At 69.2% G+C, this 17387-nt stretch carries 14 protein-coding genes; 6 read left to right on the forward strand and 8 right to left on the reverse strand.

Annotated features, from left to right (window positions below):
• The first annotated feature begins 11 nt into the window (after positions 1-11).
• Positions 12-1202: a 2-methylaconitate cis-trans isomerase PrpF gene (prpF, locus tag BKK79_RS02565; RefSeq protein ID WP_071037023.1), complete on the forward strand. Its 1191-nt coding sequence runs from the start codon at positions 12-14 to the stop codon at positions 1200-1202.
• Between the two features lie 822 nt (positions 1203-2024).
• A complete protein-coding gene (locus BKK79_RS02570; protein WP_071012554.1) occupies positions 2025-3155 on the forward strand; it encodes an asparaginase in 1131 nt (376 codons plus the stop codon).
• A gap of 369 nt (positions 3156-3524) precedes the next feature.
• Here BKK79_RS02570 and BKK79_RS02575 read toward each other — a convergent pair whose 3' ends face one another.
• Positions 3525-3980: a PaaI family thioesterase gene (locus BKK79_RS02575; protein ID WP_071037024.1), complete on the reverse strand. Its 456-nt coding sequence runs from the start codon at positions 3978-3980 to the stop codon at positions 3525-3527.
• A gap of 218 nt (positions 3981-4198) precedes the next feature.
• Here BKK79_RS02575 and BKK79_RS02580 point away from each other — a divergent pair, with 218 nt between their 5' ends.
• The 3 genes from BKK79_RS02580 to BKK79_RS02590 all read left to right on the forward strand — a co-directional run bounded on the left by BKK79_RS02580 (position 4199) and on the right by BKK79_RS02590 (position 7346).
• Entirely contained in the window at positions 4199-4453 is a 255-nt protein-coding gene (locus BKK79_RS02580) for a DUF1289 domain-containing protein (protein WP_071012550.1), read from the forward strand.
• 301 nt (positions 4454-4754) lie between these two features.
• Entirely contained in the window at positions 4755-5789 is a 1035-nt protein-coding gene (locus BKK79_RS02585) for a helix-turn-helix transcriptional regulator (RefSeq protein ID WP_071037025.1), read from the forward strand.
• 132 nt (positions 5790-5921) lie between these two features.
• The gene (locus BKK79_RS02590; protein ID WP_071037026.1) at positions 5922-7346 is read left to right on the forward strand and encodes an amidase; all 1425 of its coding nucleotides are present in this window, start codon (positions 5922-5924) and stop codon (positions 7344-7346) included.
• An 82-nt stretch (positions 7347-7428) separates the two neighbouring features.
• Here the strand turns inward: BKK79_RS02590 and BKK79_RS02595 are convergent, their stop codons facing one another.
• Both BKK79_RS02595 and BKK79_RS02600 read right to left on the reverse strand, forming a co-directional pair.
• Positions 7429-9891, reverse strand: coding sequence for a penicillin acylase family protein (locus tag BKK79_RS02595; RefSeq protein ID WP_071037027.1), 2463 nt, complete (start codon positions 9889-9891; stop codon positions 7429-7431).
• 204 nt (positions 9892-10095) lie between these two features.
• On the reverse strand, positions 10096-11529 hold the full coding sequence (locus BKK79_RS02600; protein ID WP_071012543.1) for an aldehyde dehydrogenase family protein: 1434 nt from the start codon (positions 11527-11529) through the stop codon (positions 10096-10098).
• Between the two features lie 252 nt (positions 11530-11781).
• Here BKK79_RS02600 and BKK79_RS02605 point away from each other — a divergent pair, with 252 nt between their 5' ends.
• Positions 11782-12342 (forward strand): hypothetical protein, encoded by a 561-nt coding sequence (locus BKK79_RS02605; protein ID WP_071037028.1) that lies wholly within the window; start codon positions 11782-11784, stop codon positions 12340-12342.
• 161 nt (positions 12343-12503) lie between these two features.
• Here BKK79_RS02605 and BKK79_RS02610 read toward each other — a convergent pair whose 3' ends face one another.
• From BKK79_RS02610 to queE, 5 genes are all read right to left on the reverse strand, one after another.
• Positions 12504-14126, reverse strand: a complete 1623-nt coding sequence (locus tag BKK79_RS02610) for an ABC-F family ATPase (RefSeq protein ID WP_071016300.1) — start codon at positions 14124-14126, stop codon at positions 12504-12506.
• Between the two features lie 256 nt (positions 14127-14382).
• Complete coding sequence (ldcA, locus tag BKK79_RS02615) at positions 14383-15345, reverse strand: muramoyltetrapeptide carboxypeptidase (protein WP_071037029.1); 963 nt, start codon at positions 15343-15345, stop codon at positions 14383-14385.
• Between the two features lie 89 nt (positions 15346-15434).
• A complete protein-coding gene (tadA, locus tag BKK79_RS02620) occupies positions 15435-16079 on the reverse strand; it encodes a tRNA adenosine(34) deaminase TadA (protein WP_084084456.1) in 645 nt (214 codons plus the stop codon).
• Positions 16080-16091: 12 nt separating this feature from the next.
• A complete protein-coding gene (locus BKK79_RS02625; protein ID WP_071012539.1) occupies positions 16092-16568 on the reverse strand; it encodes a 6-pyruvoyl trahydropterin synthase family protein in 477 nt (158 codons plus the stop codon).
• 66 nt (positions 16569-16634) lie between these two features.
• Entirely contained in the window at positions 16635-17270 is a 636-nt protein-coding gene (queE, locus tag BKK79_RS02630) for a 7-carboxy-7-deazaguanine synthase (protein ID WP_071012537.1), read from the reverse strand.
• Positions 17271-17387 lie beyond the last annotated feature (117 nt).

Consider the following 17387-nt stretch of genomic DNA (forward strand, 5'->3'; position numbering starts at 1 on the left):
ATACCCATTCCATGGCCCACGTACCCCAGATCAAGATTCCCGCCACCTACATCCGCGGCGGCACCAGCAAGGGCGTGTTCTTCCGCCTGCAGGACCTGCCCGAGGCAGCCCAGGCGCCCGGCCCGGCACGCGACAAACTGCTGATGCGCGTGATCGGCAGCCCCGATCCCTACGGCAAGCAGATCGACGGCATGGGCGCCGCCACCTCCAGCACCAGCAAGACGGTGATCATCGCCAAGAGCAGCCGGCCCGATCACGACGTCGACTACCTGTTCGGCCAGGTCGCCATCGACCAGCCCTTCGTCGACTGGAGCGGCAACTGCGGCAACCTGTCCGCCGCGGTCGGCCCCTTCGCCATCAGCGCCGGCCTGGTCGACCCTGCCCGCATCCCGCACAACGGCGTCGCCACCGTGCGCATCTGGCAGGCCAATATCGGCAAGACCATCATCGGCCACGTGCCCATCACCAATGGCGAAGTGCAGGAAACCGGCGACTTCGAACTCGACGGCGTGACCTTCCCCGCCGCCGAGGTGCAGCTCGAGTTCATGGACCCGGCCGCCGAGGAAGAAGGCGCCGGCGGCGCCATGTTCCCCACCGGCAAGCTGGTCGACGACCTCGAAGTGCCCGGCGTGGGCACCTTCAAGGCCACCATGATCAACGCCGGCATCCCGACCATCTTCCTCGAAGCCGAAGCGATCGGCTACCAGGGCACCGAGCTGCAGGACGACATCAACGGCGACGCCAAGGCACTGGCCCGCTTCGAGACCATCCGCGCCTGGGGCGCGGTGCGCATGGGCCTGATCCAGGACATCAGCGAAGCCGCCAAGCGCCAGCACACGCCCAAGGTCGCCTTCGTCGCCAAGCCCAAGGACTACACCGCCTCCAGCGGCAAGCGCGTGGCCGCCGGCGACGTCGACCTGCTGGTGCGCGCGCTGTCGATGGGCAAGCTGCACCACGCCATGATGGGCACCGCCGCCGTCGCCATCGGTACCGCGGCCGCCATTCCCGGCACGCTGGTCAACCTCGCCGCCGGCGGCGGCGAACGCAACGCGGTGCGCTTCGGCCACCCCTCCGGCACGCTGCGCGTGGGCGCGGAAGCCAGCCAGGTCGACGGCGAATGGGTCGTGACCAAGGCCATCATGAGCCGCAGCGCGCGCGTGCTGATGGAAGGCTGGGTGCGCGTGCCGGGCGACGCGTTTTAAGCGATTGCCCATGGCGCACCGGCCCCTGACGCGGGCCGGTGCCGCACCGCCCCTGCCCCGGGGCGGCATCGCGAGGCGCCAGAGTCGAAGCGGCCGGCATGCAAGGTGCCGGCGGCTGGGGCGCCTTCACTGCACCGGCATGTCCTGTATGCCCGCACAGCTTCCTTCCTCACCGTTGCCTCGGCATCACCGCCCCTCGCAAGACGAAACGTCTGCTGTCTCCCCCATTAAATCAGCAATCGATCCCGCCGCCCTGCGCTTCCCGGCACGTTGAGGCCAGACGGCACACTCTGTTGCAGAAAATCAGACGCAGCTGATTCACAGCCTCCCGGTTGCCCGCCTGTAATCTCCCTAGGCTCGACAGGACTGCTCGCTATTGGCCAGGAGTTGCGATAGATAGCCTTGGGCTCGGCTCGCTTTGACGAAGCCTCGCCCCGTCCTCATCGAAGCCCGCAGCCAGGAATACCGGCGCGCGGCATCCCGCTGTGCGGCGGACAGCAGCGGTTCGAGGCCGTCCGGCACGGCGAGGCGGAAGCAGGGATCGCTCATGCCGCGATGGGATCGAATGACGGGCCGCCGCCGACGCGACCGGCGCGCCGACAGTCGGCGCCGCGCCCACGGGCGCGACAATCCCCGCCGACATCTTTACGGGAAAACCCCGTGTTACCAAATGTCGACACATTTGCCCCTGCTCCCGTATAGTTCCGGCTCCGCGCGGACCGGCTCCTGTAAGACAGGCCGGAGTGCGGTTTGCCCAGACCGATAGTCGACGCGGACGGCCACCCACAAGGTGCCGCCGCGCATGCCTATACGAGGAGAATCATGAAGCGTTTTACCCGTTTCACCCGTCTCACCACCCTCAGCGCCCTGCTGCTGGCCGCCGGCCTGAACGCCGGCACCGCGCAGGCGCAACTGGCCCCGGCCGCTGCCACGACCGCGCCGGCCAGTGCGCAGAGCGAAGCCCGCAAGGCGAATATCGTCATCATCGGCACCGGCGGCACCATCGCCGGCGCCGGCGCCTCGGCCACCAATACCGCTGCCTACCAGTCGGCCGTGGTTCCGGTCGACAAGATCATCGCTTCGGTGCCGGAGATCAGCAAGGTCGCCAACGTGAAGGGCGAGCAGATCTTCCAGATCGGTTCGGAGAGCTTCAACAACGAGCGCCTGCTGAAGCTGGGCAAGCGCGTCTCCGAGCTGCTCAAGCAGCCGGACGTGGACGGTATCGTGATCACCCACGGCACCGACACCATCGAGGAGACCGCCTATTTCCTCAACCTGACGCTGAAGAGCGACAAGCCCGTGGTGGTGGTCGGCTCGATGCGCCCGGGCACGGCACTGGGCGCCGACGGCGCGCTCAACCTGTATGACGCGGTGCTGGTCGCTTCGAACCCGGATTCGCGCGGCAAGGGCACGCTGGTGGTGCTGAACGACGAGATCCATACCGGCCGCGACGTCACCAAGAGCAATACTTTCAAGACCGAGACCTTCCGCTCGCCGTTCGGCCCGCTGGGCTACGTGGTCGAGGGCCGCACCCTGTTCTTCCGCCTGCCGGCGCGTCCGCACACCATGCAGACCGAGTTCGACATCGACAAGCTGGACAAGCTGCCCGAAGTCGCCATCGTCTACGCCTACGGCAACGTGAACCCGGCCAGCGTCGACGCGGCCGTCAAGAACGGCGCCAAGGCCATCGTCTTCGCGGCCACCGGCAATGGCAGCGTGGGCGACTACATGGTCGAGCCGCTCAAGGCCGCGCGTGCCAAGGGCGTGCAGATCGTGCGCGCCTCGCGCACCGGCAGCGGCGTGGTGATCCGCAATGCCGAGCAGCCGGACGACAAGTACGACTGGATCGTCACCGACGACCAGCTGCCGCAGAAGGCCCGCATCCTGATGGCGCTGGCGCTGACCAAGACCAACGATCCGAAGGAACTGCAGAAGATCCTGTGGAAGTACTGATCGTAGCGGCCGCCCTCGCCTGCCTCGAGGGCGGCTGGCGGGCCTGAGGCCAGGCCCCGGCGCAGGCCGGACATGGCCGCGAACGCTTGCTGACTGATAGCCGTTCGCGGCCGACTGCCCCCATCCGGGACAGCCGGTGACGGCCATCGGCGCCATTCGCGCCCGGAGAGCGGCCGATGCCCGCTCTAACAGTGTCCCCACCTTCCCCAAGCTTCCCCAAAACCCGGCCTGATCCTGCCCCACCTTGTCTGTGAGCCCCGGCGTAGCCGTTTCCGATGTGTTGAAAAAAGCTGGCCGTTAATTGCTTAATATGCGAAATCGAGAGGCTCCGAGCGGTGGCCGCCGAGCGGAGGCCACGCGGGCGTCGGGTTAGAACAGCACGCTGCCCATCAGCGCCTTCGCCACCAGTTCGCCGTCGCTGCCGCCCGCATGGACCGTTATATCGGTGGCGACCTGCTTGCGGCCACGGCGCAGCACCCGCGCGATCGCCAGCAGGTCGGTGCCGCGCGCTGGCGCCAGGTACTGCAGCGCCAGCGAACTGGTCGCCCCGCCCTGCAGCGTCCCGGCATCGGCGCCGGAGCCGGCCGCGGCGGCGCCGCAGATGTCCACCAGCGTGGCGATCACGCCGCCGTGCACGGTATCGCCATGGGTGACGAGGTCGGCATGGAACGGCAGCAGCAGTTCCATGTGGTCGATTTCCAGCCGGTGCAGCCGCACGCCCAGGGCGCGCGCCACCGGCGAGCCCAGCAGGACGGTGTCGACCACGGAGCGGATGCGGTCGTCGACGGCTGGCGCGGCATCGATCGCGGCGGAATCGTGGGGCATGATGTGTCTCCAGGTTGGCTTGGCGGATGGCTACAGCCTAGGCCTGCCCCGAACTGCTCTCAATTACCCGCGAAGTCATCCCGCCGGACGGCGCGGACCGGTGCCCCTGGCCGCGCCTGGCTCGGGCTTGTCCTGCCCTGCGCGAGGCGGCCCCTGACGCCGGGGCACGTATAATGTGCCCCCGATCCACTCCGGCACCCGCCCTCCCCGTCTTCCGCATGCCGTCCGATTCACAAGATCTCCAGCCGCTTTCCCCCGTCGCTCCGCACGCCGCGGGTGACGAGCAGTTGTTCGACCGGCCGGACAGTCCGTGCATCGGCATCTGCTCGACCCTGTTCGACGAGATCTGCCAGGGCTGCGGACGGACCGCCGCCGAGGTCAGCAACTGGGTCTTCCTGAGCGACGGGGAAAAGCAGGTGGTGTGGGAGCGCATCACGCGTGAGGGCACCGCACGGCGCTTCCGCCCGCGCTGAGCCGGCTCCGTCGCCGCGCCCCCCTGCGCGCGGCGGCCCGGCCGGCGCCCAGCTGCGCGCTGGCACCGTCATCGTGCCGAAAACGGTATGCGCCACCGCCGGATGGGGCAGAATCCTGCCAGTGGGAAACGGCATAGACGCCGCCCGGTGGTGCCACCGGCGTCGACGCCGGCCGGCATGCGGGAGCGCCGTTCCGGCAGGGCCCGCGGCGCGCACCGCTTGTTGAACGCCCGCCGTTCCGTGCCAGCCGCCCACGCACCATGACCAAGCGGCACCGAACGAGTGCCCGCGGGAGACCACGATGATCCAGCACCCTGCCGGCCCGGCCGTTGGTGAAACCTCGCGCGAGCTGCGGCTTGCCGCGAGTGTCAGCCGCCTGCTGCTGCCGCTCTACCGCCTGGCCCTGCACGAGCCGATCGGTGCCTTCGAACGGCAGGTGCTGGGCTTGTTGCGCGAGTTCATCGATTTCGACAGCGCCTGGCTGGGCTGTTCGACCCTCACGCCGGGCGGGCCGTCGCTGCACAGCAGCCAGACGCTGGACACCGCGCCGGACTTCGTGGCCGAGTGGGAGCAATGCAAGGCCGACGACCCGCTGGTCGCGCTCGCCGCAGGGCCTGGCGGGCATGCCGGACATGCCGGCCACGCGGTCGCGCTGTGCGTGCGCCACGCGCCCCTGCCGGCGCCGATGCGGATCCTGTGCGCGCGCCAACGCATCCGCCACGTGCTGTGCGGCGCGCAGGTCGCGCTGCCGGCGCGCCGCGCCACGCATCTGTCGCTCTACCGCGCGCCGGGCCGCCGGCCCTACGCCGAACGCGATGTGCGCCTGATGGCTTGCGTGATCGGCCACCTGGACGCCGCGCTCGACCACAATCGCCAATGCCGCCTGCGTGCCATGCGCGCCGTGCACGATACGGCCGCGGTGCCACAGGCGGCAGCGCTGGCGGATGCCTGGGGCCGCATCCTGCATGCGGATGCCAGCTTCCTCGCGCAATTGCAGCAGGCGTGGCCGGGGTGGCACGGGCCCGCCCTGCCAGAGCCGCTGCGGCTGCGGTTGCAGCCGGGCACCGGCGGCCACCTGGCCAACGCGCGCATCCGGCTCAGCTGGGAGCCGGAAGGCGACCTGCTGCTGGTGCGCGCCAGTCCACCGGCGCCCGGCGACCTGCTGGCACCGCGCGAGCTGGCGGTGGCGCGCCTGTTCGGCAGCGGGCTGTCGCACAAGGAAGTCGCGCGCCGGCTCGGCATCGCGCCGACCACGGTCAGGCACCACCTGCGCCAGGCCTACGCCAAGCTGGAGGTATCGGACAAGGGCGCCCTCGCCTCGCGCCTGCTGGGCTGACCGCCGCCGCTGCGCCGGCCGGGCCGGCCCTCCCTCCTCCAATTGAACGGTAGGCGCCCTCGCGTCGCGCTGCTTCAATGCCTGCGGCGGCCGCACCGGCCCGCTCACGACAACGACTGGAGGCGACACCCAATGCAAATCAGCGACTACGCAAGCCTGGACGCGACCGCGCTCGCGCAGCAGATCCGTGCCGGACATGTGTCCGCAAGCGAAGTCATGGAAGCGGCGCGGGCCGCGGCCCGGCAGCTCAATCCAGCGCTCAACGCCCTGATCGACATCTTCCCCGCCGCGCTGGAACATGCGAGCGAGGGCCCCTTCGCCGGCGTCCCCTTCCTGCTCAAGGACCTGGTGCTGCATGCGCGCGGCATTCCCTGCGACAGCGGTTCGCGCATGACGGGCGGGGGCATCGTCCCGGCCACCGATTCCGAGCTGATGGCGCGCTTCCGCCGCGCCGGCTTCGCTGCCTTCGGCCGCACCGCCACGCCGGAGTTCGGCTTCAATGCCACCACCGAATGCCGCTTGCACGGCCCCACCCGCAATCCTTGGGAACCCGGGCACAGCGCGGGCGGCTCCAGCGGTGGCGCGGCCGCCGCCGTGGCCGCCGGCATCGTCCCGGTGGCGCACGCCAATGACGGTGGCGGCTCGATCCGCATCCCGGCGGCCGCCTGCGGGCTGGTCGGTCTCAAACCCTCGCGCGGGCGCACGCCCGCCGGGCCCGACTACGGCCTGCCCCTGCTGGGCCTGGGCATCGAGTTCGTGCTGACGCGCACCGTGCGCGACTGCGCCGCGGTCCTCGATGCCGTGAGCGGACCCGACAGCGGCGCGCCGTTCCGCATCGAAGCACCGGCGCTGCCCTACGCGGACGCCATTGCCGCCCCGTTGCGGCGCCTGCGCGTCGCCGTCTCGACGCGCTTCCCGGGCAGCGCCGAAACCCACCCCGATTGCATTGCCGCCACGCTGCAAGCGGCGCGTACCCTGGAATCGATGGGCCACCACGTGGAGTTCGCCAGCCCGGAGTACTGTGCGGAATCACTGGCCAGCGCCAACCGGACGGCCTGGACGTCGTTCCTGGCCGCCGCGGCGCTAGGCACCGGCCAGGCCATCGGCCGGCCCTACGACGGCAGCGGCGTGGAAGCCTGCACGCGCGCCTGCATCGAGCACGGCCTGGCACTGAAGGCGCTCGACCTGGAACTGGCCCTGGCCGGCATGAACGCCGTTTCACGCGCGCTCGGCGGCTTCTTCGAGCGCTACGACCTGCTGGTCACCCCCGTCACGCGCGTGCCGACCGTGCCGCTCGGCTACCTGGACCAGGACGATGCCACGCTCGATGCGCGCGGCTGGTGTGACAAGGTGTTCGACTACTGCCCCTTCACGCCCTTGTTCAATGTCACCGGCACGCCGGCGCTGTCGCTGCCGCTCGGCATGTCGGGCGGGCTGCCGCTCGGCGTGCAGTTTGCCGCGCCGATGTGCGATGAAGCCACGCTGCTGCAGGTGGCGGCCGCGCTGGAACAGGCGATGCCTTGGCGCGAGCGCCGTCCGCGCCTGTATGCCGCCTGAGCGCAGCCTGGGGCCGCCCGGGCGCCAGGCAATCGGCGCCAGGCAATCGGCGCCAGGCAGGCCGCGGCGCGCACGCGCCAGGTCAGCGGCGCGCCTCCGGCTTGAGGATCAAGGTATCGAAGGCCGTGCTGCCGCGCTTGAACTGGCCGGGGTCCAGCGAGATGTACTGCACCGCTGCCCACTTGTCGGTCCAGTCGCGATAGTGCCGCGACAGCACATTGCCCGACTGGCCGGTCGAATCGATGAAACGCGCCGCGCCCAGGTCGGACAGGTCGTAGATGGCGCGCAGGCTCGCCGCGTGCACGCTCTCGAAGGGCGCAGCCTCGTTGCGCAGGCTGTGGCGGCCGACATTGACCGTATAGGTGTCGCCGCCGGTCGGCACCTTGATATCGAACAGGTCGGCCAGGTAGGGCACCTTGCCGAACGGCCGGTGTTCGGCGCGCGCCGTATGCGCGATGCCCCATTGCCAGCGCTCCGGCTTGTCGCCGTAGCGCCGGTCCAGATCGTCGATCGCGCGCTGCCAGGCGGTCGAGATCGCGTCGTCGCAGCTCTGCCTCTCGGGACTGGCGACGGCATCGCACCAGAACGCGCCCAGGCCTTCCGGATCGCGCAGGATATTGAGCGTGGCCTGCTGCACGTTGCGTTGCTCCCACAGGCGGCGGAACAGGGCCTGGCCTACCTTGTCCTCGAACAGCACGCGCGACAGCTCGCGCATCCAGGCCGTCGCCACCAGCGGCTCGGCACGGTCCGCCTGCATGTCGCCATCCCATTTGCGCAGCGCGTCCAGCAGCGCGCGTTCGCGCGGCACGCGCCAGGCATCGGTGGCCGCGCGCGAGGCCAGCAGCAGCGGCAGCGCATCGCGCACCGCCAGCGAGACCTGGTCCTTCTGGATCGCCGCGAAGCTGTCAGGCGTATGCCGCGCGGTGGCATCGAGCAGCGTGCGGATGCGCTGGGCGCGGTAGGGCACGGTCCATTCGCTGGTGATGAAGTACGGATAGTCCGGCTCGACGATCTTCTGGTTGGCGGTGACGATCACGCCCTCGGGCGGGTTGTAGCGCCGCGGCAGCTTGTCGAAGGGGATGAAGCCGACCCAGTCATAGCGCGGGTCCCATCCCGGTGCCGGCGCCAGCCCGTGCAGGTCGTTGTCGGGCCGGCGGATCGGCACCCGTCCCGGCGCGATGAAGCCGATATTGCCGTCCACGTCGGCATAGACGATGTTCTGCTGCGGCGAGTGGAAGTCGCGCAGCGCATTGACGAAGCCGTTCCAGTCGCTGGCGGTATTGATGGCAAGGCCGGCCTGCAGCGTGCGGTCGTCCGGGCGCAGCGCGGTCCACTGCATTGCCACCACGAACTGAGCGCCCAGCGGCGCCGCGGCCGTGGCCAGCGGCTCGGCCACGTCGGAGATCACCGGGCCGTGGCGCGACGTGCGCACGGTCAGCACGACATCCGCCGCGCCCTTCACGTGGATCACTTCCTGCCGCTTGTCGAACTCGGCCCAGCCGGTCGGAGTCTGGTAGCGGCCCGGGTCCCCCGGCTGGACGTGTTCGATATAAAGGTCCTGCACGTCCGGCGCGGTATTGGTGAAGCCCCAGGCAATGCGCTGGTTGTGGCCCAGCACCACCACCGGGGCCCCGGGCAGCGTGGCCCCGCTGACGTCGAGGCCGGGCGCGCGCAGCTGGGCCAGGTACCACAGGGCGGGCGCCTGCAGGCCGAGATGCGGGTCATTGGCCAGCAGCGGCTTGCCCGAACGCGTGTGGGCGCCGGACACCACCCAGTTGTTCGATCCCATCCCCTCCACGAAGCCGGCCGGCGCGCGCGCGACCACCGACGCCATGGCGCTCTGCAGCGGCGCCAGGCGGCGGTACAGCGCACCGTAGTCGAGCGTGCGCAGCGGCGCCTCGCCGGGATAGGGGGCCAGCAGTTCATTGATGCGCGAGACCGGCAAGGCCTGCGACAGCCCCATGCGCAGGACTTCCTGCGTCCAGTTGGCGCCCAGGTCCCAGGCCATCATGGTCTGCCAGCCCAGGCTGTCGGCGGGCTCCCAGTGCTCCGGGCGGGTGCGCAGGATCAGGAACTCGGGCGGCAGCGGCCCTTTGCCGTGGTCGATGAAAGCATTGACGCCATCGGCATAGGCCTGCAGCGCGGCGCGGGTGGGCGCGGAACTCTGCGCCAGGATGGCTTCCGCGTTGCGGCGCACGCCCAGCGTGCGCAGGAAGCGGTCCGTATCCAGCGCCGACGGGCCCAGCACCTCGGCCAGCCGGCCGGCCACGATGCGCTTGCTCATCTGCATCTGCCACAGGCGGTCCTGCGCATGGGCGTAGCCCAGCCCGAAGTAGGCATCGAGGGAATCGGCGGCCTCGATATGGGGCACGCCATGGCGATCGCGCACGATGCTGACGGTGTCGCGCAGGCCGGGCAGGCGCAGCGTGCCCGCCACCTGCGGCTGCGAGGCCTGCCGGTACCAGACATAGGCGCACAGCGCCCCGACCAGGCCCAGCACCACCATCGCCAGCATCAGCCAGCCCAGCCGTCTCCACCAGCGCATCGATCGCCCTCCCCTTGCGGACCTGTTCGATGTCCTGAATCACAAGTTCGTTGACGAATTGCAGAATCGGGACACTATTTCTCGTCCGCGCATTATCGCCCAGGCCCGGTCCAGGAAAAATGCCCGGACAAGCCGGGCATCGGAGCGGGAGGGGCACGGCGGACGCGCCGCCGGGGCGGCACACCCGCGTCCCCGGGGCGGGACTCAGGCCGCCGGCTTCTTGAATTGCAGCGACTTGTACTCGAGGAACTCCTCCAGGCCGTACTTGCCGGCCTCGCGGCCGTTGCCCGACTGCTTGTAGCCGCCGAACGGCGCCGACATATTGAAGGGGCCGCCGTTGATGTCGACCTGGCCGGTACGGATGCGGCGCGCCACGCGCACGGCGCGCGCTTCGTCACCCGACCACACGCCGCCGCCCAGGCCGTAGATGCTGTCGTTGGCGATGCGCACGGCCTCTTCCTCGGTGTCGTAGCAGATGATCGACAGCACCGGTCCGAAGATTTCCTCCTGTGCCACGGTCGCGCGCGGATCGACGTTGCCCAGGACCGTCGGCTTGACGTAGAAGCCCTTGTCCAGGCCCGCCGGCGCATCCGGACCACCGGTCACCAGTTCGGCACCTTCGTTGACGCCGCGGCGGATGTAGCCGGTCACGCGCTCGCGCTGCGTGGCGGAGATCAGCGGTCCGAGCTTGGTGCTTTCCTGCAGCGGATCCCCCACGGTGAAGGCTTCGGCCACCTGCTTGGCGATGGTCTTGGCCTCTTCGTAGCGGGCGCGCGGCACCAGCATGCGGGTGTGGGCCGAACAGGTCTGGCCGGAGTTCAGGAAGCAGGCGCTGACGCTGCCCTTGACCGCGGCCGCCAGGTCGGCATCGTCCAGGATCACCGAGGCCGACTTGCCACCCAGCTCCAGCGCGACCCGCTTGACCGTCTGGGAGGCCAGTTCCGACACGCGCTTGCCGGCGCGGGTGGAACCGGTGAAGGACACCATGTCGACTTCCGGGTGGCTGGCCAGCACCTCGCCGACCACCGGACCGAAGCCGGTCACCAGGTTGAACACGCCCGGCGGCAGGCCGGCGGCCTCGATCACCTCGGCCAGCACGAAGGCGTTGAGCGGCGCCACCTCGGACGGCTTCAGCACCACCGTGCAGCCCGCCGCCAGCGCCGGTGCGACCTTCAGCGTGATCTGGTTGAGCGGGTAGTTCCACGGCGTGATCGCCGCCACCACACCGACCGGCTCGCGCACCACCAGGGAATTGCCGACCTCCTCCTCGAAGTGGAAGTTCTCCAGCAGCTTGGCCGCCTGGCCCCAGTTGTAGACCGGGCCGCCGACCTGGATCGCGCGCGCCATCTTGATCGGCATGCCCACCTCGCCGGCGATCAGCTGCGCCAGTTCCTCGCTGCGCGCCTTCAGGCCCTCGGCAATCTTGCGGATGTACTCGGCGCGCACCGCCGCCGGCGTGGCGGCCCAGCCATCGAACGCGGCACGGGCCGCCAGGATGGCGTCCTCGGCATCACGGGTGCTGCCTTCGGGAATCCGGCCCATCACCGCCTCGGTGGCGGAATGGATGACATCGATGTGGCCCGCGCCGTGCGGGGCCACCCATTTACCATTGATGAAGAGTTTGTCTCGTTGTTGCATGGCCACAGTTCTCAGGTAAGTGAATCGGCGATCGCAATCTTTGTTACTTTTATGGAGCACCTCATTGTAGAGCGGAAAGCCGTTCGGATTTTCCGGCGCGCCAGCCCCATAAGATAATCAAAAAGCACTCCGACGTGCGCAGGCAGCCGGTTATCGAACAACAGAATTCCGCCCCCGGATGGCACGGCAAGCCCGGGCTTGCCCGCACCGCCCGGCGAGGCCGCCAGACTCAACGCCGAAGGAGACGCCGGCATGGATGATCCGGTCTACCTCAAGACCGCCGCGGGGCACGACGAGATCCGTACCAGGGAGCGCCGGCTGGAGCACAGGCTGCGCGCGCTGCTGCTGCTGGTCAACGGCCAGCGGCCGCGCAGCGAACTGCTGGCACAGCTGGGCAGCCTCGGCATCGATGCCGGCGCCCTCGCCGCGCTGCTCGAAGCCGGCCTGATCGCGCCCGCCGCGCCGGACCCCGCCCCGGACCCTGCCTCTGACATCCCGCCCGCAAACCCGCCGGTCCCCGGAGTCGCCGCGGCCAGGCCCGCGGCGCATGCCGGCAGCGAACCGGCCGCCGCCGACGGCTATCGCCGCCTCTACCGCTTCTACACCGAGACCATCGGCCAGCAACTGGGCCTGCGCGGCTATCTGCTGCAGGTCAAGGTGGAGAAGGCGGCCAACCTGCAGGAACTGGCCGCCCTGCGCGAGCCGTTCCACGTCGCGCTGGAGAAGGCGCGCGGCGCGCCGGCCGCGCTGGCACTGATGGCGGAGCTGGACCGCCTGCTGGCCGTCGGCGTGGCGCCGCCATCCGGCGGCTAGCGCCGGCCCCTCGGCAAGGCAGCGCAGGCCGCGCTGCCACGGACGGGGTGGCGGGCGTGTCCGCGATTGTAGCGAAGCCATGAAAAAAGGGCCGCCCGAGGCGACCCTTCTTCTTGCGGCGGCGATCCGCCGGACCAGCGGCAGATCGTGCGGCCCCGCGCTCAGCCGTTGATACCCTGCGACTCCAGGTACTCGTCATACGTACCCAGGTAGTCGGTCAGCGTGCCATCGGTGCGCACTTCGATCACGCGCGTGGCCAGGCCGCTGACGAATTCGCGGTCGTGCGAGACGAAGATCAGCGTGCCCTGGAACTTGTCCAGCGCGATCTGCATCGACTCGATCGATTCCATGTCCATGTGGTTGGTCGGCTCGTCCAGCGCCAGCACATTGTGGCGGCCCAGCATCAGCTTGCCCCAGATCATGCGGCCCTTCTCGCCACCGGACAGCACCTTGACCGACTTCTTGATGTCGTCGGCCGAGAACAGCAGGCGGCCGAGCGTGCCGCGCAGCGAGGTTTCGTCGTCGCCGGCCTGCGTCCACTGGCTCATCCAGTCCATCACGTCGCGGTCCTCGGGGAATTCCTCGTAGGTGTCCTGCGGCATGTAGCCCACATTGGCGTTCTCGGCCCACTTGACCGCGCCACGATCGACTTCGACGCCACGCTGCACACCGGTCTGGACGGCGCCGTTCAGCAGGCTGCGCAGCAGCGTGGTCTTGCCCGCGCCGTTTTCGCCGATGATGGCCACGCGCTCGCCGGCCTGGATCGCCATCGACAGGTTGTCGATGATCTTGCGATCGTAGGACTTGGTGATGCCTTCCACCTCCACTGCCAGGTTGTGCAGCTTCTTCTCGAACTCGAAGCGGATGAAGGGGTTCTGGCGCGACGACGGCTTGATGTCCTCGACCTTGATCTTCTCGATCTGCTTGGCACGCGAGGTCGCCTGGCGCGCCTTGGACTTGTTGGCCGAGAAGCGGCGCACGAAGTCCTGCAGTTCGCTGATGCGCTCCTTGGCGCGCGCGTTGGCGGCCATCTGGCGCTCGCGGGCCTGCATCGACGCTTCCATGTAGTCGTCGTAGTTGCCCGGGTAGACCTTGAGCGTGCCGTAGTCCATGTCGGCCATGTGGGTGCAGACCGAGTTCAGGAAGTGGCGATCGTGGGAGATGATGATCATGGTGGAATTGCGCTCGTTGAGCACGGTCTCCAGCCAGCGGATCGTGTTGATATCCAGGTTGTTGGTCGGTTCGTCGAGCAGCAGCACGTCCGGGTTCGAGAACAGGGCCTGTGCCAGCAGCACGCGCAGCTTCCAGCCCGGCGCGACCCCGCTCATCTTGCCCTGGTGCTGCTCGGTCGGGATGCCGACGCCCAGCAGCAGCTCGCCCGCACGCGCTTCGGCCGTGTAGCCGTCATACTCGGCATACTTGGCTTCCAGCTCGGCGGCCTTCATGTAGTCTTCGTCGGTGGCTTCCGGATTGGCGTAGATGGCGTCGCGCTCCTGCGCGGCGGCCCACATCTCGGTATGGCCCATCATCACCACGTCCAGTACGCGCATGTCTTCATAGGCGAACTGGTCCTGGCGCAGCTTGCCCAGGCGCACGCCCGGCTCGAGCATGACGTTGCCCGAGCTAGGTTCGAGGTCGCCGCCCAGGATCTTCATGAAGGTAGACTTGCCGCAACCGTTCGCGCCGATCAGGCCGTATCGGTTGCCTTCGCCGAACTTGACCGAGATATTCTCGAACAGCGGCTTGGGGCCGAACTGCATGGTGATGTTTGCGGTAGAGAGCACGTCTGGAACCTTGTAGGGAGAGATGGCGCGCGGCGCCTGGTTTGCCTGGCCTGCCGGAATGGGCGGTGCGCGCGTCGCACCGCCGGCGGCCACGCCGATCGGACGGCCGGTTCAGCAACCTGGCGCGCCGGATAGCGGCATATGAAGAACAACCTGTAATTCTACCATTGCCGGACGCGGGACGCAGGTGTCCGGCGGCCAATGGCGAGCAGTGGCGGGCGGCGTCGGGAACCGGAACGCTGCCCGTGCCGAGCGCTCAGGCCCGCGGCGCCAGGGTCGGATAGTCCGACAGCGACAGGGTGAAGCCCTCGGCACCCGCCTCCAGCGTCGCCTGCCCGCCGACCGGCAGGGTCAGCTTGCGCGCGCAGTGACCGAAGGGCAATCCGGTCAGTACCGGCAGCGCCAGCTGCTCACGCAGGTAGGACACCACGGCGGGCATGTCGTAGCCGTTATCGTAGTCGGTCACGCGATAGTTGGAGAAGTCGCCCAGCAGCACGGCCCGCTGGGCCCCCAGCACGCCGGCCTGCATCAGCTGGATCAGCATGCGCTCGACGCGGTAAGGCGGTTCGTTCACATCCTCCAGGAACAGGATGCCGCCTTGCACCGCCGGCATGTAGGGCGTGCCGAGCAGGCTGCACAGCATGGCGAGGTTGCCGCCCCACAGCATGCCCGACACGCTGCCGGTGAAGGCCTGGCCCTGGGGCTGATGCTGGGGCGCGGCCACCTCGATGCGATAGGCCGGGTCGTGCAGCACGCCCTCGAAGTGGCGCCACATGAAGGGGTCGACCTGCTCGCCGCCGAAATCGGCCAGCAGCATCGGGCCGGCGAAGGTCACGCCGCCGGTGCGGGCCAGGTAGGCCAGCTGGAATGCGGTGAAGTCGCTGTGGCCGACGATGGGCGTGCCGCTGGCGCCCGCCTGCGCGGCGATGCGGGTGAAATCGACGCGGTCGAGCAGACGCGCGATGCCGTAGCCGCCGCGCACCGCCAGCGTCAGTTCACCGGCGGCGCCGGTGCCGATCGCGTGCAGGTCTGCCAGACGCTCCTCGTCGGTGCCGCCGAAACGCAGGTAGCGGCGCGCCAGGATATCGGGATTGCCGACATGGTAGCCGTGCGCCTTGAGCCAGGCGCAGCCGCGCGCGGCGATGGCCACGTCGTGCGGATATCCCGAGGAGGCGATCAGTCTGACTTCAGTATGCGGCGTGGTGTCGGGCAGGCTCATGCGTCGGTAGCGTCGGTAGCGTCGGTAGCGTCGGTGGTGTCGTTGGAGATGCGTGGGACGTGGCCGCGTGCGCGGCGAGGGCTCAGGGCTCAGGGCTCAGGCGGCGCCTCGGCAGTATCCGGCGCAGCGCAATGTGCACACGGCTGCGGCACGGACCCGCCGCCGGCTTCCGGCGCGCCCTGCCCCGCGGCCGCCTGGGCGGCCTTCTGCGCCGCTTTCTGCGCAGCCTTCTGGGCACGCCGGCGCGCCCCGAAGAAGTCCTTCAGCAGGCCGCCGCACTCCTCGGCCAGCACGCCTCCGGTCACAGTGGTCTGGTGGTTCAGCAGCGCCTGCTCGAACAGGTTGACCACGCTGCCGGCCGCGCCGGTCTTGGGATCGCTGGCGCCGAACACCACGTGGCGCAGGCGCGCGTGCAGGATGGCGCCGCTGCACATGGCGCAGGGCTCGAGCGTGACATAAAGCTCGCACTCGGGCAGCCGATAGTTGTCGAGCACCTTGGCGGCTGCACGCAGCGCCTGCATCTCGGCGTGCGCGGAGGGATCGACCGAACGGATCGGCAGGTTGTGGCCGCGCGCGATGATGGTGTCGTTCCACACCACCACGGCGCCCACCGGCACCTCGCCGGCCGCTTCGGCCAGGCGCGCTTCTTCCAGCGCGGCACGCATATAGTGGCGGTCGCGCTCGGCATCGGCTTGCGGCCCTTGCGGGCTGCTGCTCAGGGCCGCCTCATCCATGACCGGGCCGCCTCAGTCCTGCGCCGGCAGGCTGATCGCCGCGGTCACCTCGGCCCAGCAGTTCGGCGTCTCGAACAGGACCAGGCGCGTCAGCTGCAGGTGATGGCCGAAGCAGTCCTTGAACACCGGGGCGAGCATGTCGAAGGCGATCTGGGCCAGGTTCTCCACGGTCGGGATGGCGTCCAGCACCACGGTCTTGTGCCCTTCCATCGACTGCAGGAAATTCAGCAGGGCCGTGTCGCCGCGGTAGATCAGGAAGGCGTGGTCCCATTGGGACACCAGATGCTCGTTGGCCAGCGTCTTGATGTCGCCGAAATCCAGGATCATGCCGTCGTCGGACGCGCCTTCACGATGCAGGACCTCGCCCGACAGCGTGAGGTCGAGGCGATAGCGGTGCCCGTGGATGTTGCGGCATTGCCCGCAGTGGTTGGGAATGCGGTGGCCGGAATCGAATTCCAGCCGGCGGGTGATCGAGACTTGCTTGTTCATGGGTTCCTGGGACTTGGCCGCGACCCGGTCGCGGCGCGGCCCGCGCCAGCGATCCAGGGGCGGCGCTCAGCGGATGCCGAGCAGCTTATGCGTTTGCAGCGACAGGCGCCAGCGCGGATGCCGCTGGCAGAACGCCACCGCGGCGGCCGTATTCTCTCTCGCCAGCGGGCCGTCCATCGGCTGCACCAGATAATGCTGGAAATCCAGCCGCTCGTATGCCGCGAAATCCTGGCCGTCCTGGGGGATCACCACCTTGAGTTCGTGGCCGCGCGTGACGACCAGTTCCGAACCCATCTTGGGGCTGACGCAAACCCAGTCGATACCGTCCGGCACGGCGATGGTGCCATTGGTCTCGATGGCGATCTCGAAGCCCTGCGCATGCAGCGCGGCGATCAGCGGCGCGTCCAGCTGCAGCAGCGGCTCGCCGCCGGTGCAGACGACCAGCGGCCGCCCGCCTTTGCCCTGCGGCCATTCGGAGGCGACGGCCGCGGCCAGCGCTGCGGCATCGCGGTACTTGCCGCCGAGCGTGCCGTCGGTGCCGACGAAATCGGTGTCGCAGAACTGGCAGACGGCGCTGCCGCGGTCCTCTTCACGGCCGCTCCAGAGATTGCAGCCCGCGAAACGGCAGAACACCGCCGCGCGGCCCGCATTGGCGCCTTCGCCCTGCAGCGTATAGAAGATTTCCTTGACAGCGTAGGTCATGCTTAGCGGCCCGCAGGGCCGTCACGTGTTGTCGGCGACCGGCGCCAGGGCGGCGGTCCTCGGTGATCGTCGGAGAATGGCAGCGCGGCACGCCAGGGCCTTGCCGTGGGGCGTTTC

This window comes from Cupriavidus sp. USMAA2-4, from assembly GCF_001854305.1.
Taxonomy (GTDB): Bacteria; Pseudomonadota; Gammaproteobacteria; order Burkholderiales; family Burkholderiaceae; genus Cupriavidus; species Cupriavidus malaysiensis.

Bases quoted from the DNA above. Each gene is read 5' to 3' on its own strand.
- BKK79_RS02570 (WP_071012554.1), top strand. From the start codon at position 2,025: ATGAAGCGTTTTACCCGTTTCACCCGTCTCACCACCCTCAGCGCCCTG.
- ldcA (WP_071037029.1), bottom strand. From the start codon at position 15,345: ATGAGCCTGCCCGACACCACGCCGCATACTGAAGTCAGACTGATCGCC.
- queE (WP_071012537.1), bottom strand. From the start codon at position 17,270: ATGACCTACGCTGTCAAGGAAATCTTCTATACGCTGCAGGGCGAAGGC.
- BKK79_RS02575 (WP_071037024.1), bottom strand. From the start codon at position 3,980: ATGCCCCACGATTCCGCCGCGATCGATGCCGCGCCAGCCGTCGACGAC.
- BKK79_RS02600 (WP_071012543.1), bottom strand. From the start codon at position 11,529: ATGCAACAACGAGACAAACTCTTCATCAATGGTAAATGGGTGGCCCCG.
- prpF (WP_071037023.1), top strand. From the start codon at position 12: ATGGCCCACGTACCCCAGATCAAGATTCCCGCCACCTACATCCGCGGC.
- BKK79_RS02595 (WP_071037027.1), bottom strand. From the start codon at position 9,891: ATGCGCTGGTGGAGACGGCTGGGCTGGCTGATGCTGGCGATGGTGGTG.
- BKK79_RS02625 (WP_071012539.1), bottom strand. From the start codon at position 16,568: ATGAACAAGCAAGTCTCGATCACCCGCCGGCTGGAATTCGATTCCGGC.
- BKK79_RS02580 (WP_071012550.1), top strand. From the start codon at position 4,199: ATGCCGTCCGATTCACAAGATCTCCAGCCGCTTTCCCCCGTCGCTCCG.
- BKK79_RS02590 (WP_071037026.1), top strand. From the start codon at position 5,922: ATGCAAATCAGCGACTACGCAAGCCTGGACGCGACCGCGCTCGCGCAG.
- BKK79_RS02585 (WP_071037025.1), top strand. From the start codon at position 4,755: ATGATCCAGCACCCTGCCGGCCCGGCCGTTGGTGAAACCTCGCGCGAG.
- BKK79_RS02605 (WP_071037028.1), top strand. From the start codon at position 11,782: ATGGATGATCCGGTCTACCTCAAGACCGCCGCGGGGCACGACGAGATC.
- tadA (WP_084084456.1), bottom strand. From the start codon at position 16,079: ATGGATGAGGCGGCCCTGAGCAGCAGCCCGCAAGGGCCGCAAGCCGAT.